Source organism: Dellaglioa sp. CoH-57-MRSF-21 (assembly GCF_056781915.1).
Window position 1 is genome coordinate 1 of sequence record NZ_JBXAXU010000082.1, and the last position, 395, is coordinate 395.

The window sequence follows — 395 nt, forward strand, 5'->3', positions numbered from 1 at the left end:
GTATAGGTTGTGCCACACGACTTCCTCGCGGCTGCGCTTTTGGAATTCCTGCACAAGATAGGCCGCGAAGTACAAGGCTTGTCGATCGTCGGGAGAACCCGCCACGCAGTAGAGCATGGGCGTCGTCGGGTCGTCCAGAAACATACCAATGCTCTGATCCTGCTTCGACGAGTCGATCACGCGTTCTTTCATGCGCTCGTTCTCGGTCCCGAAGTCCTGAGGCATCCACCGAAACTTACCGCATTTCCAGACCCACCCCGGAACCACGGACAGCAGCTGCGGCGTACGCTTGGCCTCAATGGTCTTGGGTATAGCCGCCGCTTTAGTAGCACTTGTGGGCTTAGCCACGTCTTCCGGAGCCACCTCATTTGCAATGTCATTGGCCGGATCGTATT

At 57.0% G+C, this 395-nt stretch carries 1 protein-coding gene; it reads right to left on the reverse strand.

Going from position 1 to position 395, the window contains the following annotated elements:
* The coding region (locus AC1RPQ_RS08030) for a hypothetical protein (protein ID WP_481762267.1) at nucleotides 1–395 on the reverse strand (395 nt) is incomplete at both ends.